Source organism: Rhodococcus sp. 114MFTsu3.1, assembly GCF_000383555.1.
Taxonomy (GTDB): domain Bacteria; phylum Actinomycetota; class Actinomycetes; order Mycobacteriales; family Mycobacteriaceae; genus Rhodococcoides; species Rhodococcoides fascians_E.
Genome location: NZ_KB911549.1, coordinates 232719 through 255442 on the forward strand (window position 1 = coordinate 232719; position 22724 = coordinate 255442).

22 protein-coding genes and 1 tRNA gene are annotated in these 22724 nt (G+C 64.6%); 11 read left to right on the plus strand and 12 right to left on the minus strand.

Annotated elements, in window-relative coordinates:
* Positions 1 to 22: 22 nt before the first annotated feature.
* Positions 23 to 826: a mycolate reductase gene (cmrA, locus tag H292_RS0113125; RefSeq protein ID WP_019664788.1), complete on the plus strand. Its 804-nt coding sequence runs from the start codon at positions 23 to 25 to the stop codon at positions 824 to 826.
* Positions 827 to 830: 4 nt separating this feature from the next.
* On the opposite strand, the gene H292_RS0113130 is transcribed toward cmrA, so the two are convergent.
* Positions 831 to 1442 carry a hypothetical protein gene (locus H292_RS0113130; RefSeq protein ID WP_020111703.1) on the minus strand — a complete coding sequence of 204 codons (612 nt, stop codon included), beginning with the start codon at positions 1440 to 1442 and terminating at the stop codon, positions 831 to 833.
* Between the two features lie 113 nt (positions 1443 to 1555).
* Here H292_RS0113130 and H292_RS0113135 point away from each other — a divergent pair, with 113 nt between their 5' ends.
* Entirely contained in the window at positions 1556 to 2068 is a 513-nt protein-coding gene (locus H292_RS0113135) for a hypothetical protein (RefSeq protein WP_020111704.1), read from the plus strand.
* Between the two features lie 31 nt (positions 2069 to 2099).
* Here H292_RS0113135 and H292_RS0113140 read toward each other — a convergent pair whose 3' ends face one another.
* Positions 2100 to 3866, minus strand: a complete 1767-nt coding sequence (locus H292_RS0113140) for a helicase HerA-like domain-containing protein (protein ID WP_020111705.1) — start codon at positions 3864 to 3866, stop codon at positions 2100 to 2102.
* A gap of 104 nt (positions 3867 to 3970) precedes the next feature.
* Here H292_RS0113140 and orn point away from each other — a divergent pair, with 104 nt between their 5' ends.
* The 3 genes from orn to H292_RS0113155 all read left to right on the plus strand — a co-directional run bounded on the left by orn (position 3971) and on the right by H292_RS0113155 (position 5781).
* Positions 3971 to 4573, plus strand: coding sequence for an oligoribonuclease (gene orn / locus H292_RS0113145; RefSeq protein ID WP_027498801.1), 603 nt, complete (start codon positions 3971 to 3973; stop codon positions 4571 to 4573).
* A gap of 87 nt (positions 4574 to 4660) precedes the next feature.
* Positions 4661 to 4736: transfer RNA gene (locus H292_RS0113150), tRNA-His, on the plus strand.
* Between the two features lie 304 nt (positions 4737 to 5040).
* On the plus strand, positions 5041 to 5781 hold the full coding sequence (locus tag H292_RS0113155; protein ID WP_019664793.1) for a M23 family metallopeptidase: 741 nt from the start codon (positions 5041 to 5043) through the stop codon (positions 5779 to 5781).
* On the opposite strand, the gene H292_RS0113160 is transcribed toward H292_RS0113155, so the two are convergent.
* From H292_RS0113160 to uraD, 8 genes are all read right to left on the minus strand, one after another.
* On the minus strand, positions 5778 to 6971 hold the full coding sequence (locus H292_RS0113160) for an Ig-like domain-containing protein (protein ID WP_027498802.1): 1194 nt from the start codon (positions 6969 to 6971) through the stop codon (positions 5778 to 5780). The two genes, H292_RS0113155 and H292_RS0113160, sit on opposite strands and share 4 nt — an antisense overlap.
* Before the next feature lie 189 nt (positions 6972 to 7160).
* A complete protein-coding gene (locus tag H292_RS0113165; protein ID WP_020111708.1) occupies positions 7161 to 8642 on the minus strand; it encodes a flavin-containing monooxygenase in 1482 nt (493 codons plus the stop codon).
* Positions 8643 to 8670: 28 nt separating this feature from the next.
* Positions 8671 to 9531, minus strand: a complete 861-nt coding sequence (locus H292_RS0113170) for an SDR family oxidoreductase (protein ID WP_019664796.1) — start codon at positions 9529 to 9531, stop codon at positions 8671 to 8673.
* A 105-nt stretch (positions 9532 to 9636) separates the two neighbouring features.
* Entirely contained in the window at positions 9637 to 10386 is a 750-nt protein-coding gene (locus H292_RS0113175) for an IclR family transcriptional regulator (RefSeq protein ID WP_019664797.1), read from the minus strand.
* Between the two features lie 65 nt (positions 10387 to 10451).
* Positions 10452 to 11885 (minus strand): nucleobase:cation symporter-2 family protein, encoded by a 1434-nt coding sequence (locus H292_RS0113180; RefSeq protein WP_155949796.1) that lies wholly within the window; start codon positions 11883 to 11885, stop codon positions 10452 to 10454.
* 11 nt (positions 11886 to 11896) lie between these two features.
* The gene (gene pucL, locus H292_RS0113185) at positions 11897 to 12787 is read right to left on the minus strand and encodes a factor-independent urate hydroxylase (RefSeq protein ID WP_020111709.1); all 891 of its coding nucleotides are present in this window, start codon (positions 12785 to 12787) and stop codon (positions 11897 to 11899) included.
* A gap of 2 nt (positions 12788 to 12789) precedes the next feature.
* On the minus strand, positions 12790 to 13122 hold the full coding sequence (gene uraH / locus H292_RS0113190; RefSeq protein WP_020111710.1) for a hydroxyisourate hydrolase: 333 nt from the start codon (positions 13120 to 13122) through the stop codon (positions 12790 to 12792).
* Positions 13123 to 13653, minus strand: a complete 531-nt coding sequence (uraD, locus tag H292_RS0113195; RefSeq protein ID WP_081631869.1) for a 2-oxo-4-hydroxy-4-carboxy-5-ureidoimidazoline decarboxylase — start codon at positions 13651 to 13653, stop codon at positions 13123 to 13125.
* Positions 13654 to 13873: 220 nt separating this feature from the next.
* On the opposite strand from uraD, the gene H292_RS0113200 reads away from it, so the two are divergent.
* From H292_RS0113200 to allB, 6 genes are read left to right on the plus strand one after another with little or no spacing between them, the layout of a single operon-like run.
* The gene (locus H292_RS0113200; RefSeq protein ID WP_019664803.1) at positions 13874 to 14266 is read left to right on the plus strand and encodes an allophanate hydrolase-related protein; all 393 of its coding nucleotides are present in this window, start codon (positions 13874 to 13876) and stop codon (positions 14264 to 14266) included.
* A gap of 14 nt (positions 14267 to 14280) precedes the next feature.
* Positions 14281 to 15108 (plus strand): hydroxypyruvate isomerase family protein, encoded by an 828-nt coding sequence (locus tag H292_RS0113205; protein WP_020111712.1) that lies wholly within the window; start codon positions 14281 to 14283, stop codon positions 15106 to 15108.
* 9 nt (positions 15109 to 15117) lie between these two features.
* A complete protein-coding gene (locus tag H292_RS0113210; RefSeq protein ID WP_020111713.1) occupies positions 15118 to 15999 on the plus strand; it encodes a 2-hydroxy-3-oxopropionate reductase in 882 nt (293 codons plus the stop codon).
* Between the two features lies 1 nt (position 16000).
* Positions 16001 to 17791, plus strand: a complete 1791-nt coding sequence (gene gcl, locus H292_RS0113215) for a glyoxylate carboligase (RefSeq protein ID WP_020111714.1) — start codon at positions 16001 to 16003, stop codon at positions 17789 to 17791.
* 11 nt (positions 17792 to 17802) lie between these two features.
* Positions 17803 to 18855: an allantoicase gene (gene alc / locus H292_RS0113220; protein WP_020111715.1), complete on the plus strand. Its 1053-nt coding sequence runs from the start codon at positions 17803 to 17805 to the stop codon at positions 18853 to 18855.
* Positions 18845 to 20143, plus strand: a complete 1299-nt coding sequence (gene allB / locus H292_RS0113225) for an allantoinase AllB (protein ID WP_020111716.1) — start codon at positions 18845 to 18847, stop codon at positions 20141 to 20143. The genes alc and allB overlap by 11 nt, the downstream gene beginning before the upstream one ends.
* A 66-nt stretch (positions 20144 to 20209) precedes the next feature.
* Here allB and H292_RS0113230 read toward each other — a convergent pair whose 3' ends face one another.
* Positions 20210 to 21286, minus strand: a complete 1077-nt coding sequence (locus H292_RS0113230) for an XdhC family protein (protein ID WP_020111717.1) — start codon at positions 21284 to 21286, stop codon at positions 20210 to 20212.
* Positions 21286 to 22722: an NCS2 family permease gene (locus tag H292_RS0113235; RefSeq protein ID WP_019664810.1), complete on the minus strand. Its 1437-nt coding sequence runs from the start codon at positions 22720 to 22722 to the stop codon at positions 21286 to 21288. Before H292_RS0113235 ends, H292_RS0113230 begins: the two co-directional genes overlap by 1 nt.
* Between the last annotated feature and the right edge of the window lie 2 nt (positions 22723 to 22724).

The window sequence follows — 22724 nt, forward strand, 5'->3', positions numbered from 1 at the left end:
CCATCCACTACCCTGTCTCAGCGTGAGCCTGCCCAGTCCTGCGCCCGAAGCCCGTGCTGTCGTCACCGGAGCGTCCTCCGGAATCGGCGAGGCACTGGCCACAGAACTCGCCGCCCGCGGTCATTCGCTGATCGTCGTGGCGCGGCGCGGGGAGTTGCTCGAGGCACTTGCCACCGAGCTCCGCGCCGCGCACGGAGTGACCGTCGAGGTCCGAGTTCTCGATCTCTCCGACCGGGATGCCCGCGTCTCGTTCGCCGACGAGTTGGCGCAGCGGGAGATCAGCATTCTGTGCAACAACGCGGGTATCGCCACGTTCGGGCCGGTCGCGAACCTCGACCCCGCGTACGAACGGGACCAGGTGGAATTGAATGCAGTCGCCGTGCACGACCTCACGCTCGCAGTCATTCCAGGGATGGTGGCGCGCGGCAGCGGCGGAATTCTGATCACGGGTTCGGCGGCCGGGAACATGGCCATCCCGAACAATGCGACCTACGCGGCGACGAAGGCGTTCGTCAACACGTTCTCCGAGTCGCTGCGGCTCGAACTCAAGGACAGCGGAGTGAACGTCACCCTGCTGGCCCCCGGCCCCGTTCGCACCGAGACTCCCGATCCCGCCGACGCGTCCATAGTGGACAAGCTGGTCCCGGATTTCCTGTGGATCGACAGCGCCTACACGGCCAGGCTGTCACTGGATTCGTTGGCGAAGAACAAGATGCGGGTGGTGCCGGGTCTGCTGTCCAAGGGCATGTCGATCGCGGGCCAGTACAGTCCGCGGGCCATCTCGGCCCCCATTGTCGGAAGCTTCTACAAGAAGCTCGGCGGCTGAACACTCACCGCGGGCGGAAGTGATCCAGCGAATCGGACACGATCGACAACGCGGTGTCGGTATCCACCGACGGGGCCAGTTCCGGGATCAGCACCGTCACCCCGTCGCGGACGCCTTGGCACCGCAGCACCGTGGAGTCCGGTCGCGTCGGGCCTGTACTCCTGCCTGATTCGGTCGATTCCCCAGGCTCCACTCCGGCCGGCACGGGCGAGTTCACCGTCACCAGGCACTCGGCGTCACCCGAGGTCTCGATACGTTCTGGCGGCGACGGCAACCGAAGCCGTTCGGCACTGGCATCGCCCGCCCGTGTGCTCCACAAGCGAGGACTCGGCGCCTCGACGGCATAGACCGTCACCAGAACCCGGAGCGACTCGTCCGCGTAGCCCTGCGCGGCGGCGTCGGCCCCGTCGTACGCGGCGCTGAGCCCCGCGACGGCATCCTCGCGCTGCGGGCCGGTGTCGTCGTCTCGTTCGAATCGCTCCATCTGCTGCTGCATCGTCCGGAGCCCGGCGACGGAATCCGGGAACTCCAGAGCCTGCTGCGCATTCGCCGAACCCGAACTGCAGCCGACGACGGCCGCGATCGCAACGGGTGGTACCAACCAGGATTTCTTCATGCAGTCGATCCTCTCGCTGACGCGGGGCGGCCGATATGAGTAGTTCTACCGGTTTCGCGGGGTGAAACCACCTCCTAGGCTAAACGGACAAACCGCCCGGGAGGACTTGTTCGATGATCGACCGCACACCCATCGTGTCCATCGCTGTCGTGGCCGCCGCCGTGCTGATCGGAGGATGCAGTCGGTCCGAGGTCACCCACACGGTGAACGGCGAGACGGTGCAACCCGATCCACCGGCCGGCGCAGCCGCCGAGGTGGACCCCTGCTCGGTCCTGTCCGAGAACACGCGCATCCGTCTCGGATTGGCGGACATCGAGCCGGTCGAACTGCCGAAGACACCGGACGGGGGCTGCACCTGGGACGGCAACAGCCGCTACCTCCTGCCGAATCTGACGCTGTGGGTGAGCGGGCAGACCGACGCCGATCCGAACGACGACGTCGTCGACATCGCGGGCGTTCCGGTCAACGTGTACAACATCGCGGGCACGTCGGGGCGACTCATCGCGTACTTCGACGACCTGACGCTCAGCCTGAACTACATCAAGGCAAAGGTGGAGATCGACACCTTCGATGCACTGGAGGCCGCGATGACCGACGTGTTGGACGGGTACTCCCGCACCGCGTGAACCAATCGCTCACGCGGCTGCGGCCGTACCCTCACCGTCGACGCCGACGACCTGTGCCGAAAATGCTTCGTGAAATCTCCCGTCCGGCAGCCGAAGCCGCAGAGCGGAGGAAACTCTTGACTGCGGGGTTGCCCATGATTCGTTCCGCCGCTGAGGGCCCTTCGGGTTCCGATGGCGGTAGATCGGGCAGGTCCGCAGGCAACGGCGGCAGATCGAACGTTTCGGTCGGCGCGGGTACGTCGGTGACACGGGCCTCCAATTTCTCGTAGGCCGACTCACGATCGATGGTCTCGCGATACTTGGGTCCGAGAGTGCTCGCCGAGGCCGCAGCACCGATGGCGTCGTTGCCTATGGTGTCCATCAGCGAGCGCGGCGGGCGGATCTTGGTCCATGCCACCGGCGTCGGCTCGCCCTTCTCCGACAGTACGGTGACGATGGCCTCGCCGGTGCCGAGCGAGGTGAGCGCCTTCTCGAGGTCGTACGCTTCGGTTTTCGGATAGGTGCGGACGGTCTTGTTCAGCGCCTTCTGGTCGTCGGGCGTGAATGCCCTCAGCGCGTGCTGAATTCGCGCGCCCAGCTGTGACAGCACTTCGTTCGGCACGTCCGTCGGGAGCTGTGTACAGAAGAACACACCGACGCCCTTCGAACGAATGAGCTTGACGGTCTGTTCGACCTGCTGCAGAAAGGCTTTGGAGGCGTCGGCGAACAACAGGTGAGCTTCGTCGAAGATGAACACCAGCTTGGGTTTGTCGATGTCACCGACCTCGGGCAGGGTCTGGAACATGTCGGCCAGGACCCACATCAGGAACGTCGAGAACATCACCGGCCGGGCGGCGTGTGCCCCCAGCTCGAACAGCGTGATGATGCCCTTGCCGTCGGCGCCGACCCGGAGCAGATCCTCGGTGTCGAGCTCGGGTTCGCCGAAGAAAGTGTCCCCTCCGTCGGCTTCCAGGTTGACCAGGGAACGCAGGATGACGCCCGCGGTCGCAGCCGATACTCCTCCGATGCCCTTCAGATCCGCCTTGCCCTCGTCACTGGTGAGATGGGTGATGACGGCACGCAGATCCTTGAGGTCCAGCAACGCCAAGCCTTGCTTGTCCGCCCAATGGAAGATCAAGCCGAGTGTCGATTCCTGAGTGTTGTTGAGACCCAGCACTTTGCTCAGAAGTATCGGACCGAACGCGGTGATGGTCGCGCGCACGGGGATACCGATGCCGTCGGTGCCGAGCGAGAGGAATTCGACGGGGTGACCGGTCGGACTCCACTCGGAATCTCCGGTCTCCACTGCACGCGCCCTGATCTTCTCGTTGTCCGCCCCTGCTGCCGACAACCCGGACAGGTCGCCCTTGATGTCGGCCATGACCACGGGAACGCCTGCACTCGACAACTGTTCGGCGATCCCCTGCAGTGTCTTCGTCTTTCCGGTACCGGTCGCTCCCGCGACCAATCCGTGCCTGTTCAGCGTCGCGAGGGGAATACGAATCCCCGCGGCTGGATCCGTCACGCCGTCCAGGACGACGGTCCCGAGCTCCAAGGCGGCTCCCGACGACTGATAACCCGCCGCTATCTCGGCTGCGACACCAGCCGGTACCTCAGCGCCCTGGGTTTCGGCGCCGTCGGCTTCGATGACCTCGGTTTCGGCGGCTTCGGCGTCCAGCGCTTCCTTCTCGGCCGCCTCTGCTGCAGCCAGGGCCTCGGCGGCAACTCGGGCCGCTTCGACGGCAGCGGCCTTGGCAGCCTTCGCCTTCTCCGCGGGGGTGAGAGTGGTGGAACCTTCCGACGCCGGATCGACCGTCATGTCTATCGATGCTCCTTGGTTCTCTTGCTTGCTGTCGTTCGGCTCGCACTGCGATCGCCACCGCAAACCTTAGCGGTGAGCATGGTCGCACTAGTCTGTGTCGTGTGCAGGACAAACTTGTGTGGATCGATTGTGAAATGACCGGCCTGGATTTGTCGAAGGACAAACTCATCGAGATCGCGGCGCTCGTCACCGACAGCGAACTGGAGATTCTCGGCGAGGGCGTCGACATCGTGATCCACGCCGACGACGACGCGTTGGCGTCGATGCCGGACGTGGTGAAGAAGATGCATGCCAAGTCCGGGCTGACCAACGAGGTGCGTGCGTCGACGGTGACGCTCGAGGAGGCGCAGCAGCAGGTGCTGGCGTACATCCGCGAGCATGTCCCGGTGGCCGGCACCGTGCCTCTGGCAGGAAACTCCATTGCGACCGACCGCGGTTTCATCTCGCGTGACATGGTCGAGCTGGACACCTACCTGCACTACCGCATGATCGACGTCAGTTCCATCAAGGAGCTGTCGCGTCGGTGGTACCCGCGGATTTACTTCGGGCAGCCACAGAAGGGGCTCGCGCACCGCGCCTTGGCCGACATCAAGGAGTCGATCAAGGAGTTGAAGTACTACCGCCGGACGGTGTTCGTACCCGAGCCCGGCCCGTCGACCAGCGAAATTGCCGCGGTCGTCGAGGGGCTCGACACACCGTCGTAGGGGCGATTCGCAACTGACGAATCGAACCGCTAGTATTGTCGTCGCTGCTGAAACAGAGCCTGAACGGGCGAAGAAGATGTGGCTATGGTGGGTGTAGTTCAGCTGGTAGAGCACCAGGTTGTGATCCTGGGTGTCGCGGGTTCGAGTCCCGTCACTCACCCCATAGAAGCAAGAGAGCCGGTCTCCGCACGGAGGCCGGCTTTCTTGTCGTTCGAGGCGTCCTCCTCCTCCACGTCGACCGGCAGTCCGTAGTCCTGGCCGCCGAATTACGTTGTTGTAATTCAACTTTCGAGTTTCCTATGAGGTTCATGTGACGTACGGTTACAAATGGCACTTTTGGGGAAGAAAAGTACCAACGTGATAGCTGTGAACACGCAGCGTTGATTCAACGCGCCCCGAAACGCGCCACCAGCAGTTCTGAGCCCAGTTTTCGTTCGAGTCGGGCACTAGATCAGGAGGCAGTTCACGTGGGTCGAAGAGTTCACAAGGCGATTGCGGGTTCGATGTTGTCGGCGGCGCTGTGCCTCGGTACCACGGGTCTGATCAACCCGGCCGTAGCCACGGCGCAGCCGACCATCGAGCTGCCCGTCATCCCGATTCCACAGCCCGACGCGCAGCAGAGAGCGGCCATTCTCGCCGCGGTGCTGGACGCTACCGGGGTGCTGATCAACGAGGTCGCCTCCGTCATTCTCGACTCGGACTTCGGGCCGGCACCGGACACGGCTCCCGACGAGCCGGAGACTGCGGCCGCTCCCCCGTCGGTGGGTCTGGGTGGCTCGATCCTCCCGCTCCCCGCCAGAAGCTACGAAATCTCGTCCGGCTACGGCAGTCGCAACAATCCCACCGGAAACGGCGGCCAGTTCCATCAGGGCGTCGATTTCGCTGCGCCGTCGGGAACGCCGATCTACGCGGTGACAGGGGGAACCGTCGAACAAGCCGGAGATGCGGGTGACGGATACGGCACTCTCGTGCGCATCAAGAGTGGCAACACCGTCACGTACTACGGGCACCAATCGAGCGTGGACGTAGAGGTCGGCGACACCGTCGAAGCAGGCGACCGGATCGGGTCCGTCGGCAGTACCGGCAACTCGACAGGGCCGCACCTGCACTTCGAGGTCAGGAACAACGGATCGAGCATCGAGCCGGTGGCCTACCTGAAGACACTGGGCATCGATCCCGCTCGGTACGAGAAGCAGGGCTCCGACTAGACGCTCGACGCGTTGCCGGCTTTCCATTCCTCCCACGGAATGTTCCAGTCGCCGAGCCCGTCGACGCCGGACAGCGTGCCGCCCACGGTGTTCTTGACGACGACGATGTCGCCGCGCTTGGTGTTGTCGAAGACCCACTTGGCGTTGGACGGGCTCAGGTTGAGGCATCCGTGGCTGACGTTGGAGTAGCCCTGCTGTCCCACGGACCACGGGGCGGAGTGGAAGAAGATGCCGCTGTAGGACATTCGGACGGCCCAGTCGACGGGGGTGCGGTAGCCGGCCGAGGAGTTGACAGGCACTCCGTAGGTGGACGAGTCCATGACCAGGTGATCGAAGCGGTCGCCGATGATGTAGACGCCGTTGTCGGTCGGTGTGCTGTCCTTGCCCATCGAGGTGGGCATGGTGATGACGTCCTGGCCGTTGACGTTGAAGGTCACCTGCTTGGTGTTGTCGTCGGCCGTCGCGACGACGGCGTCGCCGATGGTGAAGGACGTCGACGCGTTCTCCTGGCCGTAGATACCGTCGCCGAGGTCACGGCCGTACACGTTGACCGCAACGTCGACGCGGGTTCCCGACGCCCAGTAGTTCTGCGGCCTCCAGCGGACCTCGCGGTCGTTGACCCAGTAGAACGCGCCCTCGACGGCGGGCGTCGTGGTCACCTGGATGGCCTTCTGAGCGGCGATCTTGTCGGTGATCGTTTCGTCGAACTGGACAGCGACCGGCTGACCGATGCCGACGACGGCGCCTTCGCTCGGCAGAACGTACGGCTTGGTGAAGTTACCGGGCTGACTGGTGGTGAACGAGCTGACGGTCGTGCTCGATCCGCCGAGCCCGTACGCGTCGGCCTGCACGCGGTACTTTCGGTTGTATCCGAGCGGCTCGGTGTTGGTCCAGCTCAGACCGTCCGGGGAGATGGCACCCGATACGGGCACGCCCTCCGGGTTGAGCATCGTGACGCCTGCGAGCTTGCCGTCGACGACGCTCACGGTGACCGGATCCGCCGGGGAGAATCCGACCGCTCCGTCGTCGACGGTGGAGGTCAGCTTGGGCTTGAGGAGTTCGGCGATCGGGTTGGAGTCGATCGGGGCAGCGTCGATCTTGCTGTCGTTCGTCGGTGCACATCCGGACAGAACGACGGTTGCCGCCACCGATGCGACAGCCGCCAACACGACTCCGCGCGAGATCCTCATGCGCCACTCCACTTCACGACCGACCGATTGCCGAGCACCCATCGAAAACGGACACTTCGACCACATAATGCCAGGCCATCACCTGCGCATCCAATTGAAATGCCGCTCCGAGAGTAACGTTCGAATACCAATCGGCCCGTTACCGACCTGTGTTACCTCACAGGCCGTGTCGGTGTCGCCGGTGACGCATCACCGGAAGCTCATGTTGTCGTCGACCAGCTTGCCGTACCGCAGAGCAGGCAGGTCGCGGAAGTAGTTCATGCGCAGTTTCCACGGAGCGGACGATCCCTGCTTGGGGAACGAATCGACCGAGCGGAGAACGTAACCGGCCGCGAAGTCGAGGAACGGTTCCTCCCCTATCGAGGCGTCCCGCTTCAGCCGCACTTCCCGCGCGCCGTTCCTGTCCATGTGTGCGAGCAGCCTGGCGACGTAGTCGGACACCAGGTCGGCCTTGAGGGTCCACGATGCGTTGGTGTAGCCGACGACGAACGCGAAATTCGGCACGTCGGTCAGCATCATGCCCTTGTACGCCATCGTGTCCGTGAGGTCGACGACGCGGCCGTCGACGGAGAGCGTCACGTTGCCGAACGCCACGAGGTTCAGTCCTGTCGCGGTGACGACGATGTCCGCGTCCAGATGTTCGCCGGACTTCAGATCGATGCCGGTGTCGGTGAACTTGTCGATGTGATCGGTGACGATGTCCACTTCGTTCTTGCGGATCGATCGGAACAGATCGTTGTCGGGAACCAGGCAGAGCCGTTGATCCCACGGGTTGTACCGGGGGGTGAAATGGGTGTCCAGGTCGTACCCCTTCGGGAGCCACCCTTCCTGGAGCTTCCTGATCTGCTTCTTCATGAACTTCGGGTAACGCTGGCACAGAACGTACAGTCCTATCGCGGTCACAGCGTTCTTCGTCCTGGTGATTCCGTACGCGGCACGCGCAGGTAGGTACTTGCGCAGACCGAGCGCAACCGGGTCCTCGGACGGCAAGGACATGATGTAGCTGGGTGAACGCTGCAGCAGCGTGACGTGCGATGCTTCACGAGCCAGGTTGGGCGCCAACGTGATCGCTGTCGCGCCACTGCCGATGACGACGACCTTCTTGCCGGAGTAGTCGAGATCCTCCGGCCATTTCTGCGGGTGGATCACGGTCCCACCGAAATTCTCGATGCCCTCGAACTCCGGAGTGAATCCCTTGTCGTAGTCGTAGTACCCACTGCAGCACATCAGGAACGACGCCTCGAAGGTCACGATCTCTCCGCCGGAACGCTGAGCAGTCACCGTCCACTTGGACGTCGCGGAGGACCATTCGGCGGACACGACCTTGTGGTGGAACCGAATGTGACGGTCGATCCCCTCGTCCTTCGCGGTGTCCTCGATGTACTCACGGATGTCCTTGCCGTCGGCGATCGACTTGTCGCCCGTCCACGGTCGGAAGTTGTACCCGAGGGTGTACATGTCGGAGTCGGACCGAATTCCTGGATATCGGAACAGGTCCCACGTACCGCCGATCGCGCCGCGGCTCTCGAGAATCGCGTACGTCTTGCCCGGCAGTTTCGCCTGGAGATGATGCGCCGCACCGATGCCGGACAGGCCTGCGCCGACGATGAGGAAGTCGACCGATTCCGTTTCGGTTCGCGATGAAGTGTCCGAGGGGGATGTCGTTGTCATCGGGTCTCTTTCGTCCGTGCCGTCTGGTCTACTTGTTGCGTGCGCTGGTCGAGCGCCCGAGAGCGGCGACTTCGGCGTCCATCTTGGGCAGCAATCTCGGTACGTGCTTCAACAGCGCCCTGTCCCCCACTGCCGAGTTCAGGACGGCACGGAACTTGCCCGCCACTCCGACCCAGCCGGGCACGTACACCTTCCGCTTGCGACCTTCGAGCCCCGCGACGAAGGCGTCGACGCATGTGTCGACGGTCATCGTTCGCCCGAACGGCCCCGGCATGACCTCGAGCATTTCACGGAACGCACCGAGATCGGATTTGGCGTCCTGAACGAGTGGAGTGTCGATCCAGGCCATGTGCGCAGATCCGACGCCAACGCCCTGGTGTGCGACCTCGAGCCGCAGCGCGTTCGCGAACTGCTCGACTCCGGCTTTGCTCGCGTTGTACGCCGCCAGGCCGGGGCACGCAGCGAATGCGGCGAGCGACGACACGACGAGGACATAGCCGTTGCGCTCGATCAACGACGGCAGCGCCGCCCGAACGGTGTGGAACACCCCGAGGACGTTGATGTCGATCACTCGCGCGAACGTGGCGGGGTCGACCTGGAGTACCGAGCCGTAGCTGGAGATGCCGGCGTTGGCCAGCACGAGGTCGATACCGCCGAAGCGCGCAATGCCTGCGTCGACCGCGGCCTGCGTCGCGTCGAGGTCGCGGACGTCGGCCACGACGGTGACCGCGGCGTCGCCCAGCTCGACGCCCAGCGCCAGCAGTGGCTCCTCGTCGACGTCGGTCAACACCAGCTTGCTCCCCCGGGCCGCCAGTGCACGGGCTGTTTCCGCACCGATACCGCGCGCCGCGCCCGTGATGAAGACAACCTTGTTCGAGAGTGTGGGCATCGCCCGTCACCTCCAGTCTCCGTTCCCCCCGTATTGGGAACTGCTAGGTGTCACTTTCCATCTGATACGGACGGGTGTCAAGATTGGAACGAGCACACGGCGCCGTCAACGAGGCTGGAGGTCCTTCGACAACCGTTCGGCTGCGGACACCAGAAGTGGAACGAACTGCTCAGCGGACTCCAGGGTCACCCGCGCGGTCGGCCCGGCGATGGACATGGCGGTGAGCGTCGGAGCTCCGATCACGGGAACTGCGAAACACCGAACACCAACCTCCTGCTCACCGTCGTCGATCGCATACCCGCGCGATCGGACGACGGCGAGATCCGCGAGCAGTGCATCGAGGGAGTTCAGCGTGTTGACCGTCCGCGGGGCCATGCCGGTCCGCGAGACGAGGGCACGGACCTCGTCGTCGGGCAGCTGAGACAAGAGGGCCTTGCCCACTCCGGTGGAATGCGGAAGCACACGCTGACCCACTTCGTTGAACATCCGCATGGCGTGCTCCGACGGCACCTGAGCGACGTAGACGGCCATGTCGTCTTCCAGAAACGCCATGTTCGACGTCTCGTGCGTCTGCCGAACGAGCTCGGACAGATACGGTTTCGCCCACCCCCCGATCAATTTGGTTGCGCTGTCGCCCAACCCGATCAACTTGGTGCCCAACGCGTACCGGCGGGTGGCGAGCCGGCGAACGTAACCGAGCGTCACCAGGGTTCCGATCAGTCGGTGCACCGTGGGCATCGGAAGATCTGCGGCCTCGGCGAGTTCACTGATACCGATCGATCCTCCCGAGGCCGCCATGATGTCGAGAAGCTCGAATGCCCGCTCGACCGACTGCACTCCGCCACCCACCGCCATGGATCACCTCTCGACTCGTTCGGTTACCGCTACCCTATTTCACCTGCCGACCTCCACCGCTCGACTCAGGTGGAATGGTGTCGCGTGGCCACGGGCGGTGCCGCGGTGACCACGGACGGTGATGCCTTGTTTCCCTTGGTCAACACGTTGAAGGCGATGTTCAGAACCACGGCCACGATGCTGGCAGCGCTGATTCCCGAATCGAAGACCACGTGTACCCACTCGGGGAAGGCCGAGTAGAAGCCCGGCACCGCGATCGGAATGACGCCGAATCCCAGGGCGACCGCGACGATGACGAGATTCAGGTTGCCGTCGAAGTTCACTTTGGACAGTGTTCTGATTCCGCTGGCGGCGACCGAGCCGAACAACACGATCCCCGCGCCACCGAGCACGGGCAGCGGCACCGACGCCACCACCCGGCCCAACACCGGAAAGAGACCGAGGAACAGCAACACCGAACCGCCGGCAGCCACCACGTAGCGACTCTTGATCCCGGTGACGGCCACGAGTCCGACGTTCTGCGCGAAGGCACTCGCCGGGAAAGTCCCGAACACCGGTGCAACCGTCGTCGCGATCATGTCCGCCCGGAGCCCGTCCCCGACCCGCCGAGCATCGACGTCCGTGCCGACGATCTCGCCGACGGCAAGGATGTCCGCCGTCGTCTCGGTCATGATGACCAGAATGACGACGACCATCGAGATGATCGCGCCGATCTGAAAGACGGGCGCCCCGAATGCGAACGGCTCCGGCAACGCGAAGAAGCTGCCGGTCCCCACATCGGAGAAGTCGGCCTTGCCGACGGCGAACGCGAACCCGGTACCGACGACGATTCCGATGAGTATCGACAGGCGAGAGAGCGTTCCCTGCACGAACCGGCTGACCAGGAGCACCACGGCGAGGCTGAAGCCCGCGAGACCGATGTTGGACATCGACCCCCAATCGGCAGCGCCCTGATCGCCACCCATCGCCCACCGCACCGTCACCGGAAGAAGCGAAATCCCGATCACCGTGATGATCGTGCCCGTCACGACCGGTGGGAAGAACCGGACGATCTTGCTGAAGAACGGCGTGATCAGAATTCCGATCGCACCGGCCGCGATGATGGCACCGAACACCGAGTTCAAACCGTCGGGACCACTGGCGATCGCAACCATCGTCGACACGGAAGCGAAGGAAATACCCTGGACCAACGGCAGTTTCGCGCCGACGTACGGAAGCCCGAGGGTCTGGAGCATCGTCGCAGCACCACTGACGAACAGTGCAGCCGACACCAGAACCGCAATCTGGGTGCCGTTCAACCCGGCCGCACCACCGACGATCAGAGGCGGCGCGATCACCCCGCCGTACATCGTCAGGATATGTTGCAATCCATAGAGATACGACCTACCGATCGACAGGCGCTCGTCCTCCGGACGACCCTGATCACCCTTGTCATCTCCGCTCCCGGCCTTGCCCTGGTCACTCCTGCGGGCTCCGCTCCCGGTATGCCTCAGCTTCATGGCCTTCGCTCCTAACAGAATCCGGGTACGGTGGCCCACACGTGCCCGGCGTCGGGAACGTCGTCGCGTTTCACCGTCGCCTCGATCAGTCCGTACGGCCGGTCGGCGACGTAGAACACTTCACCTGGGTTGTCGAGTCCGAACGGCTCGAGATCGACGAGGAAGTGGTGGATGTTGGGCATGGAGAACTTGATCTCGCCGATCTCCGGGTGCGCTTCGAGGACTTGGGTTCCCATCTGGAACAGACTCTGCTGCAACGCCAACGAGTGGGTGGATGCGAAGGCGTCGAGCATGATCGACCGGACGTCGTCGAAGACCTTGTCGAAATCGAGGTCGGTGGACAGGTACCGCCACCGCGCGCTGACCGATGTCGCGAGAATGCGGTCGGTCGTCTCCTTCAGCGTCGTGTACCGATCCTTGGGGTATCCCCAGAACTCCGATGCCGTGGAGTTCAGGACGACGAGATCGCTGACGCCGGAGATCACCGTCGGGCCGGTTTCGTCGATGGTCACGACGGTGTTGCGCTTCTCGTCACTGCTCTTGACGAACGAGTGGTCGTAACCGTCGGTGCCCGACGGTATTCGCGCCCAGCTGTACTGCTCGATCTCCCACCTCCCGCCGTCGATCCAGTCGAAACTGTCGGTGAAGTGCCGGCCGAGACGCAGAGCGAAGTCCTCGATTGCGCCGAGTCCCTCCCGAGCGAAGGCGTACACGGTGTTCTTCTGGGTGTCCGTCGCGACGACGTGACTGTTGTCGCCGACGGTGTGGGCGGCTTCCAGATCACCCCGCAGCTGGGAGGTGACGCTGACGTCGGTGATGCGGTGACGCGGAGTGTCCCGATCGATTCTGACCAGGCGGCATTCGGCCTTTCCGTACTGATTTGCTCCGAGAACGATGCTCATGTCTAGCTCCCTCGATAGGTCGTGAATGCGAACGGGCTGAGAAGAAGTGGTACGTGGTAGTGCGAGGCGTCCGGGGCTGTCTCGAAGACGATCTCGACTGCGGGGTAGAAGGTGTGGACGTCACGGTCGGCGTAGTAGCGGCCGGTGTCGAAGGTGAGGCGGTATCGGCCTGGGTCGAGAGCGTCGGGGCCCAGGCTTTCGATGCGCCCGTCGGAATCGGTGACGCCCTGGGCGATCTCCTGCCGAGCATTCGAGAGTACGACCGAAACGCCCTGTGCAGGAGCGCCACTGGACGAGTCGAGCACGTGGGTGGTGACGAAGCTACGTCCGGGCATCTACGACTCCATCGCCAATCGCACGGCGGCGATCTCACGGAGTTCACGCTCGACGACGCGCTCCTCGACATCCGGTTCGTTGCCGAGGCGATGCTCCAGCATGTCGACGATGTCGTCGATGCTCCGGCCGGCAGCGCGAACGAGAAACACCCGGTCGAAGCGCCTCTCGTAGGCGATGTTTCCGTCGCGTAGCCGCCGCCGGACGTCGGTGGCCGACATGTCGAGGCCCGCCTGCTCCGCCCGGGCACTGCGTGCGTGGTCGTCGTCGCCCTCCGGGCGTTCCCCGATGCGAGGGTGCACGTCGAGCGCTCGGTCGATCTCGTCGGTGGTCAGCGGGGCTGCCGCAGCGAACACGGCCCGGCGTAACTCATCGTCGTCCTCGTACGGCAGGTGCCCGACCATGTGCTCGATCCAACGAGGAACGTCCAGTGCCGCTGCAAGCATCCTCCGCACGTCGGGTTCGGCGGCTGCGTTCAGACGCTCCGCCGCGCCCGCCTCACCTAATTCCGTAATGCGAAATGTCGATTCCATATATTGAGCGTGACAGCCATCACATATTGCTGTCAAGAGTTTGTGCCGACGAGTTTGCCGAGAAGTCATGCCTATTGGAACGCAACGGATTTCGCATCATGGAATTGCCATCGACAGGGGTCCGCACGGTTGACAGATCGCCGTGCGGTGGATCACACTTTCCTCATCGCTGGAATTCATATTCCACAATGCGAAAGTCAATCGAACCGAGGAGGCATAGATGACCGAGCTGTTCTGCAACGGCGGAGCCATGCGCGGCGGCAACCTTCACCACAACGTCGCCGGCCACCCATTCGTCGGAACCGCCAGAACGACCGCCAAGTACCGCTTCTACTCGGTTCGCGACGAGTTCCCGGCACTATTGCTGGACGACGCTTCAGGAGCGGCGATCGACGGCGAGCTCTACGACATCCCACTGGACGACATCCGGACTGCGTTTCTGCCCGACGAGCCACCGGAGCTCGAGCTGACAGTCGTCGAACTCGAGGACGGGCGTTCCGTGCTGGGCGTGGGACTGCGCCCCTGGGTTCTCGAGGAGCATCCGGACGATCTGACCGACATCACTCACACTGGAGGTTGGCGACAATATCGCGGGCTCCCGGTCCCGAGATGACGAAAGGTACAGCAATGCAGAACAACTCGTACACGGTCAACTGCTCCATCCTGTTCACCGACATTCCGCTGCTGGAGCGACCGGCTGCCGCGAAGGCGGCGGGGTTCGACGCCGTGGAATTCTGGTGGCCGTTTCCGACTCCGGTTCCCGGCGACAGCGACGTGGACGCGTTCGTCTCCGCCGTCCGGGATGCAGGCGTTCAGCTGACCGGGCTCAACTTCGCCGCGGGCGACATGCCTGCGGGCGACCGCGGAATTCTGAGCGACCCCTCGCAGGTTCGTGCCTTCCGTGACAACATCGACGTCACTGTCGGCATCGGGAAGACGCTCGGCACCGGCGCATTCAACGCGTTGTACGGAAACCGAATCGAGGGCATCGACCCCGCCGAGCAGGATCGTGTCGCGGCCGAGAACCTGGCTGCCGCCGGAGCCGCTGCAGCCGACATCGGCGCCGTCGTGCTGATCGAGCCGGTCAGCGGTGCACCGGCATACCCGCTCCTGACCGCCGACGACGCCGTGGCCGTCATTCGACGCGTCGAGCGCGACCACGACGTACACAGCCTTCGTCTGCTGGCCGATCTGTATCACCTCGACGTCAACGGCGACGACGTCGCCGCCGCACTCGACTCCTACTCCGACCTCATCGGTCACGTTCAGATCGCCGACTCCCCCGGCCGCGGCGAGCCCGGAACCGGAACGCTCGACCTGCCCACCTACCTGTCGCAATTGAGCGGCAACGGCTACGACGGCTACATCGGCGTCGAGTACAAGGCCACTCGCCCCGACACCTTCTCCTGGCTGCGCGATACCTCGTCCTGGGTCGCCGCCCCCACCTCCACGTAAGGAATCTCCATGAGCACAATCGCTTTCATCGGTCTCGGAATCATGGGAAGCCCCATGTCCGTTCATCTCGCCGAGGCCGGACACCATGTCGTCGGCTACAACCTGACGCCCGACCGCACCGGCCCACTCGTCGCCGCCGGTGGCACCGCCGCGGACTCCATCGCGAAGGCCGTCGCCGACGCCGACATCGTGGCGGTCATGGTCCCCGATTCCCCCGACGTGCAGGAGGTGCTGCTCGGTAAGGACGGCGTGTTCGACCATGCCCGCCGCGGCACCCTCGTCATCGACTTCTCGAGCATCAGGCCGGACGTGACCGCCTCGCTCGCCGAGGAGGCCGCGACCCGCGGGTTCCGTTTGATCGACGCGCCCGTCTCGGGAGGCCAGGCAGGCGCCGAGAACGCCACGCTGTCGATCATGGTCGGTGGAAGCGCGGAGGACTTCGCCTCCGCCAAGCCGGTTCTGGACGTGGTCGGAAAAACGGTGGTACACGTCGGTCCCAGCGGGTCGGGGCAGACCGTCAAGGCCGCCAATCAGTTGATCGTCGCCGGCAACATTCAGGTGCTCGCCGAGGCCATCGCATTCCTCGAGGCGTACGGAGTGGACCTCGCGGCGTCGGTCGAGGTGCTCGGCGGAGGCCTCGCCGGGTCAGCAGTGCTGAACCAGAAGGCACAGAAGATGCTGGACAGATCTTTCGAACCGGGGTTCCGAATCGACCTGCACCACAAGGACCTCGGCATCGTCACCTCCGCTGCCCGAGAGGCAGGCGTCGTCGTGCCGATGGGTGCTGTCCTGGCCCAGCTGATGGCGTCGGCCCGGGCCAACGGCGACGGCGGGCTGGATCATTCGGCTCTCTACCGCGGGGTCGCTCGCCTGTCCGGAACGGTGAACTGACATGCCCAAGATGCGCGCGGCCGATGCGGCCGTCAAGATTCTCGAACTCGAAGGCGCAACGACCGCGTTCGGTCTGCCCGGCGCGGCGATCAATCCCTTCTACGCCGCGATGCGTGACCACGGCGGCATTCGCCACGTCCTCGCGCGCCACGTCGAAGGTGCCTCACACATGGCCGAGGGGTTCACCCGCGCCGCCGCGGGCAACATCGGAATCTGTATCGGAACGTCCGGCCCGGCCGGCACCGACATGATCACCGGCCTGTACTCCGCGATGGCCGATTCCATCCCGATCCTGGCCATCACCGGCCAGGCTCCCGTCGCACGGCTGCACAAGGAGGACTTCCAAGCCGTCGACATCGCCGCGATCGCCGGGCCCGTCACCAAGATGGCGATGACCGTTCTCGAACCGGCGCAGGTACCAGGCGCGTTCGCTCAGGCATTCCACCTGATGCGGTCCGGCCGACCTGGACCGGTCCTGATCGATCTGCCCATCGACGTACAGCTCGCCGAAATCGACTTCGATCCCGATACCTACCAGCCTCTACCGGTGCACAAGCCGCTGTGCTCTCGGGCGCAGGCCGAGAAGGCGATCGACATGCTCCTCGCCGCCGATCGCCCGTTGATCGTCGCCGGCGGCGGCATCATCAACGCCGACGCATCCGACCTCCTCGTCGAACTGGCGGAAATCCTCGACGTCCCCGTCGTTCCGACCCTGATGGGATGGGGCACCATTCCCGACGACCACCGCCTCGCCGCGGGGATGGTGGGACTGCAGACCGCACACCGGTACGGAAACGCCACGTTGCTGGCGTCGGACTTCGTGTTGGGCATCGGCAATCGTTGGGCCAACCGGCACACCGGGGGCCTCGACACCTACCGCAAGGGGCGCAAGTTCATCCACGTCGACATCGAACCCACCCAGATCGGACGCGTCTTCGCGCCCGACTACGGAATCATCTCCGACGCCAAGGCTGCCCTCGAGCAGTTCATCGCGGTCGCCCGGGAACGCAAGGCAGCGGGAACACTGCGCGATCTCGGTGACTGGGTCGCGGCGTGTGCCCACCGCAAATCCACCATGCACCGACGCACCCATTTCGACAACGTGCCGATCAAGCCACAACGCGTGTACGAGGAGATGAACAAGGTCTTCGGCCGGGACACCCGATACATCAGCACCATCGGTCTGTCGCAGATCGCGGGCGGACAGTTTCTGCACGTGTTCTCCCCGCGCAACTGGATCAACTGCGGGCAAGCCGGCCCGTTGGGTTGGACCATTCCGGCCGCCCTCGGTGCCGTCGCCGCCGATTCGTCGGCGAACGTCGTTGCCCTCTCCGGTGATTACGACTTCCAGTTCATGATCGAGGAACTGGCCGTCGGAGCGCAGTTCAACCTGCCGTACGTGCACGTCGTCGTCAACAACTCCTATCTCGGTCTGATCCGTCAGGCGCAGCGCGCCTTCGACATGGACTTCTGCGTCCAACTCGGATTCGACAACATCAACACCCAGGAAGCAGAGGAGACCCTGCCCAAGGGATACGGCGTCGACCACGTCCGTGTCGCAGAAGGATTGGGATGCAAAGCACTTCGCGTGACCGAGCCGGAGCTGATCGGTGAAGCACTCGTCCGTGCCCGGACCCTGGCGTCGGAACACAAGGTCCCGGTCGTCGTGGAGATCGTGCTCGAGCGCGTCACCAACATCGCTATGGGCACCGAGATCGACAACGTCGGTGAGTTCGAGGAACTGGCCGTCACGTCGGCCGACGCACCCACTGCCCTGCTGATGATGGACTAGGAAAGGCACAGATGACCATCAAGGATTTCACTCACCTCACCGATCTCGCCTCACGCGCCCTGGGCGGAAGCGTCTCGGCCGCCAACGACGAACTGTTCGCCCAGCGGGAGAACCTGATTCGTCCCGAAGCACCGTTTTTCGATCCCCACGATTTCGGACACAAGGGCAAGGTGTACGACGGCTGGGAGACGCGGCGGCGACGCGACGACGGTGGCCACGACTGGGCAATCGTTCGTCTCGCGGCGCCGGGCATCGTCCACGGCGTGGTGGTCGACACCGCGTACTTCAAGGGCAACTATCCGCCTTTCGTGTCGGTCGAGGCCGCATTCGTCGACGGCTACCCGTCGATCGACGAGGTGATGAAGGCCGACTGGCAGACCATCGTCGCCAAGTCCCCGGCGGACGGCGACACTGCGAATCTCTACGAGGTCGCCGATCGACACCGCTGGACGCATGTCCGGTTGTCGATCTACCCGGACGGAGGTGTCGCTCGATTCCGTGTACACGGCAAGGTCGTCCAGGACCCTCGATTCCTCGGCGGCACAGTGGACTTGCTCGCCGCCGAGAACGGGGCCTCCCTGACCGAATGCTCCGACGCTTTCTACTCCTCCCCCGCCAACATCATCCTTCCGGGGCGCGCACGCAACATGGGCGAGGGCTGGGAGAACTCTCGTCGGCGCGGCGGCGGAAACGACTTCGCGATCTTCGAGCTGGCAGCAGCCGGCGTTCCCCGTCACGTGGAGGTCGACACCAGCTACTACGTCGGCAACGCGCCGGGATGGATCCGGCTCAGCGCGGTCGACTCTCGTCGGCGACACAAAGCGGACCACACCGCGTGGACCGAGATCCTCCCGCGCACAGCCGTACAACCGGATACCCGCCATCGTTTCCTGATCGATCGAGCCGAGTCGTACACGCACCTGCGCCTCGACGTCTATCCCGACGGCGGGCTGTCCAGGCTCAGACTCTTCGGCGAACTGGACGCCGAAGCGTTGGACAGCGTCGATCAGGCCTGGCAGGCGGCGTCCCCCTTCGAACTGGTCGGAGCCGACGGTGGCCGATAGGTTCGACCTGCTGATCAGGGCACCGCGCGCGATCGTCGACGGATGGGAGTGCGCGGTGTCGGTGGGAATTCGAGACGGGCGCATCGCTTCCCTCGATGCTCGGCACGCCGACGACGTCGTCGAACTCTCCGACGACGAAGTGCTGCTCCCTGGTCTCGTCGACACTCATGTGCACGTCAACGAGCCCGGACGCACCGAGTGGGAAGGCTTCGCCAGCGCCACCCGTGCCGCGCGGGCCGGCGGCATCACGACGATCGTCGACATGCCACTCAACAGCATTCCGCCGACCGTGGACGTGGACGCTCTCGAGATCAAGCGACGGGTGGCGGCCGATCGATCGGTGGTGAACGTCGGCTTCTGGGGTGGCGCAGTGCCGGGCAACGTCGACCAACTCCGTCCGCTGCACGACGCCGGTGCCTTCGGGTTCAAATGTTTCCTGCTGCACTCCGGCGTCGACGAGTTTCCACCGCTCTCGGCACCGGAACTCGAGAAGGCACTCATCGAAATCGCGTCGTTCGACGGGTTGATGATCGTCCACGCCGAGGACGCGGGCGTGATCTCGTCCGCGCCCCCGCCGTCGGGCACCGCGTATTCGGGTTTCCTCGATTCGCGACCCCGCGCAGCCGAGAACCTCGCCATCGCACAGGTCGTCGAGTTGTCCCGGCGCACAGGATGTCGTGTGCACATTCTGCACCTGTCGAGCTCGGACGCGCTGCCGCTGATCGCTGCGGCCAAGCAGGACGGAGTGCGCGTCACCGCCGAAACATGCCCGCACTACCTGTGTTTCGACGCCGAGGACATCCCGCCCGGTGCCACACAGTTCAAATGTTGTCCCCCGATCCGTGAGGCAGGCAACCGAGAACTGCTGTGGCAGGGCCTCGCCGACGGCATCATCGACACCGTGGTGACCGACCACTCCCCCTCGACCGTCGACCTCAAACGACTCGACACCGGCAATTTCGCCGACGCCTGGGGCGGGATCGCGTCGCTCCAGGTCTCACTGCCCGCAGTGTGGACCGAGGCGTCGCGTCGCGGACACTCGTTGGCCGACGTGGTGCGCTGGATGGCGGTGAACACCGCAGACCAGGTCGGCCTGCCCGACCGGGGGCGCATAGCCGTCGGCGCCGTGGCCGACCTCGTCGTCTTCGCCCCGGACCAGGAGTTCACCGTGGACGTCGCCTCCCTGCACCACAAGAACCCCGTCACCGCGTACGACAAGCTCGGCCTTCGCGGTGTGGTGCGTCGTACCTTCCTCGCCGCTCCGCAGCTCCTCTCCCGCAGGACCTGACCCGTCAATGCACACGAGTCCGCCCCGGAAGCCACATTCGGCCCCGGGGCGTCGACTTGTGTGCAGTCAGGACACGCGTGCGTTCTCGATGTCGCGGTGAATCGGACCTGTGGACTGCACGAGGGGCAGGCAACTGCCGTCCCGTCGCAGTGCGGTGAATTCCGCGGCGATGGACAGGGCTGTTTCCTCCGGGGTGCGGGCGCCGAGGTCGAGGCCGATGGGCGATCGCAGCCGCGACAGCTCGCGGTCGGTGAGCCCGACGTCCCTGAGACGGCTCAGCCGGTCGAGGTGCGTTCGCCGCGAACCCATGGCTCCGACGAACGCGACGGGTAACCGTAGCGCCACATCCAGCAACGGAACGTCGAACTTCGCGTCGTGCGTCAGGACGCAGACGACGGTGCGCGAATCCACCGGTGTGCGTGCGAGGTAGCTGTGTGGCCACTCCACCACCACCTCGTCGGCGTCGGGAAAGCGGGCCTCGGTCGCGAAGACCGGACGAGCGTCGCACACGGTCACTCGGTAACCCAGGAACTTCCCCAGCCTGGCCAGTGCGCCCGCGTAGTCGATGGCACCGAAGATCAGCAGTCGCGGCGGCGTGGCGTGAGACTGGACGAACACCTCGGCGTCGGGGCGGCATCGTACCGAACGGATGCCGGACGACCCACTGTCCAGCATGGCGAGCGCTTCGCTGGAGACCACGGCGTCGACGTCCGCGAAACCCGTTGTTCCCGTTGTCCCGTGCGCGCCGACCATCAGCACCGCACCGGTGGCGTCCAGCAGCTGGGCCACCGCCACGTCGGCACCGGTGGCCACCGCGTCGACGACGGACGCCGGCGGCGCGGTGGAGACGAACACCTCGATGACGCCGCCGCAGGTCAGTCCGACCGCGAAGGCGTCGTCGTCGCTGTATCCGAAGCTCTCCCTGACGGGCACACCCGTTGCGAGAACGTCGCGGCACAGCTCGTAGACAGCACCTTCGACGCATCCGCCGGACACACTTCCCACTGCTTCGCCGTCGGCTGCGACGGCCATCGCCGCCCCCGGCAGGCGAGGTGCGCTGCCGGAGACGGAGACGACGGTGGCGATGGCGTACGGCATTCCGACGGAATTCCAGGTCGCCAGTGACGATGCGATGTCGCGCATCAGGAGATCCCGAGCGCTTCCTCGATGGGATGCAGTGCGAAGTAGACCAGGAAGACAGCGGACATCACGTACAGCAGCCAATGTGTCTGTCGCACTTTGCCCTTGGCCACGCGAACCAGGGTGTAGGCGATGACACCGGCTGCGACGCCGACGGTGATGGAGTAGGTGAACGGCATGAGCACGATCGTCAGGAACGCGGGGATCGCGATGTCGGTGTCCGCCCAGTCGATCTTGCGTACGTGGGTCATCATCAGCGCACCGACCAGCACCAGTGCGGGTGCTGCCGCTCCGACCGGCACCACTCCGGCCAACGGGGTGAAGAAGATCAGGCTGGTGAGCAGTCCTCCGGTGACGACGCTTGCCAGTCCGGTCCTCGCTCCTTCGGTGACACCGGCCGCGGATTCCACCACGGCGGTGTTCGCGGATCCGTTGAACGCGCCGCCGACGATGGCACCGATGCCGTCGACGGTGAGGATGCGGCTCAGTCCTGGCATCTTGCCTTTCTTGTCGACCAGGCCTGCTTCCTCGCCGACACCGAGGATGGTGCCCATGGCGTCGAAGAATCCGGACAGTACGAGGGTGAACAGGACCACCGAGGCGGTGACGACTCCGGCTCGGGCGAACCCGCCGAAGATGTCCACGTCGAACAATAGGCCGAATTGCGGTGTGGCGACGATGGAGTCCGGCACCTTGGGCACGACGGGCCCCCACGCCTTCGGGTCGATGTCGATCACCGCGTTCAGAACGATCGCCAGATTGGTGGCGACGAAGATCCCGATGAGCATGGCGCCGGGTACGCGTCGGACGAACAGCATGAGCATCACGACGAGACCGACGCAGAACACGAAGACCGGCCAGCCGGCGAGTTTGCCGAACGTCCCGAGAGTCACGGCGGTGGCGGCAGATTCGTGGTGTCCGACGAAGCCGGCGTCGACCAGTCCGATCAAGGCGATGAACGCGCCGATACCCACTCCGATGGCCTGCTTGAGCACCAACGGTATGGCGTCCATGATGAGCTGTCGAACTCCGGTGAGCGCGAAGATCACGATGACGACGCCTTCGAGTACGACGAGTCCCATTGCCTGCGGCCACGTCATGTAGGGCGCGGCCTGGAACACCACGATGGGGGTCACACCGAGGCCGGCGGCCATGGCCAGCGGTGCGTTGCCGACGACGCCCATCAGTATGGTCGTGAGCCCGGCGGACAGCGCCACCATCGTGGACAGCTGTGCCGGATCGAGGGTGGCACCGGTGACGTCCTTGGCGTCACCGATGATGAGCGGAATCAGGACGATCAAGTACGCCATGGCGACGAATGTGGTGATGCCGCCACGGATTTCTCGGGACACGGTGGATCCGCGCAGGGAGATCGAGAAGAACTTGTCCAGCGGCGAGGTACTGCGTTCGCGCGTGCCGGACGAATCGAGCTGAGTCATGT

Bases quoted from the DNA above. Each gene is read 5' to 3' on its own strand.
- H292_RS0113130 (WP_020111703.1), bottom strand. From the start codon at position 1,442: ATGAAGAAATCCTGGTTGGTACCACCCGTTGCGATCGCGGCCGTCGTC.
- H292_RS0113135 (WP_020111704.1), top strand. From the start codon at position 1,556: ATGATCGACCGCACACCCATCGTGTCCATCGCTGTCGTGGCCGCCGCC.
- H292_RS0113140 (WP_020111705.1), bottom strand. From the start codon at position 3,866: ATGACGGTCGATCCGGCGTCGGAAGGTTCCACCACTCTCACCCCCGCG.
- H292_RS0113160 (WP_027498802.1), bottom strand. From the start codon at position 6,971: ATGAGGATCTCGCGCGGAGTCGTGTTGGCGGCTGTCGCATCGGTGGCG.
- H292_RS0113165 (WP_020111708.1), bottom strand. From the start codon at position 8,642: ATGACAACGACATCCCCCTCGGACACTTCATCGCGAACCGAAACGGAA.
- H292_RS0113170 (WP_019664796.1), bottom strand. From the start codon at position 9,531: ATGCCCACACTCTCGAACAAGGTTGTCTTCATCACGGGCGCGGCGCGC.
- H292_RS0113175 (WP_019664797.1), bottom strand. From the start codon at position 10,386: ATGGCGGTGGGTGGCGGAGTGCAGTCGGTCGAGCGGGCATTCGAGCTT.
- H292_RS0113180 (WP_155949796.1), bottom strand. From the start codon at position 11,885: ATGAAGCTGAGGCATACCGGGAGCGGAGCCCGCAGGAGTGACCAGGGC.
- pucL (WP_020111709.1), bottom strand. From the start codon at position 12,787: ATGAGCATCGTTCTCGGAGCAAATCAGTACGGAAAGGCCGAATGCCGC.
- uraH (WP_020111710.1), bottom strand. From the start codon at position 13,122: ATGCCCGGACGTAGCTTCGTCACCACCCACGTGCTCGACTCGTCCAGT.
- uraD (WP_081631869.1), bottom strand. From the start codon at position 13,653: ATGGAATCGACATTTCGCATTACGGAATTAGGTGAGGCGGGCGCGGCG.
- H292_RS0113200 (WP_019664803.1), top strand. From the start codon at position 13,874: ATGACCGAGCTGTTCTGCAACGGCGGAGCCATGCGCGGCGGCAACCTT.
- H292_RS0113205 (WP_020111712.1), top strand. From the start codon at position 14,281: ATGCAGAACAACTCGTACACGGTCAACTGCTCCATCCTGTTCACCGAC.
- H292_RS0113210 (WP_020111713.1), top strand. From the start codon at position 15,118: ATGAGCACAATCGCTTTCATCGGTCTCGGAATCATGGGAAGCCCCATG.
- gcl (WP_020111714.1), top strand. From the start codon at position 16,001: ATGCCCAAGATGCGCGCGGCCGATGCGGCCGTCAAGATTCTCGAACTC.
- alc (WP_020111715.1), top strand. From the start codon at position 17,803: ATGACCATCAAGGATTTCACTCACCTCACCGATCTCGCCTCACGCGCC.
- H292_RS0113230 (WP_020111717.1), bottom strand. From the start codon at position 21,286: ATGCGCGACATCGCATCGTCACTGGCGACCTGGAATTCCGTCGGAATG.
- H292_RS0113235 (WP_019664810.1), bottom strand. From the start codon at position 22,722: ATGACTCAGCTCGATTCGTCCGGCACGCGCGAACGCAGTACCTCGCCG.